Source organism: Lachnoanaerobaculum sanguinis (assembly GCF_033242365.1).
GTDB classification, from domain to species: Bacteria; Bacillota; Clostridia; order Lachnospirales; family Lachnospiraceae; genus Lachnoanaerobaculum; species Lachnoanaerobaculum sanguinis.
The window spans coordinates 1-307 of the sequence record NZ_BTHK01000078.1; the positions used below are offsets into that span (position 1 = coordinate 1).

General features: G+C 49.5%; 1 rRNA gene. It reads left to right on the forward strand.

Going from position 1 to position 307, the window contains the following annotated elements:
- Positions 1-307 (forward strand): 23S ribosomal RNA (locus SBH76_RS13610); the annotation flags it as partial.

Below are 307 nucleotides of genomic sequence, written 5' to 3' on the forward strand. Positions count from 1 at the left end.
GAAAGACGTAGTCGATGGATAACAGGTACAGATTCCTGTACTACATATAATCAGAACTGTGGGGACACGGAGACTGAAACCGAACCCGGGAGGACAAAAACCGGGGCAAGCGAAGTACCTGTATGGGAGGAAAAACCACCATACAAGGGGAAAACGTGATGCGTACCGAAAATTAGTAGGGAAGTCGGTTAGGGAGCCGTCAAGAAAAGCCGCTATTGTGTTATATGTACCCGTACCGCAAACCGACACAGGTAGATGAGGAGAGAATCCTAAGGCCGGCGGGAGAAGCATTGTTAAGGAACTCGGC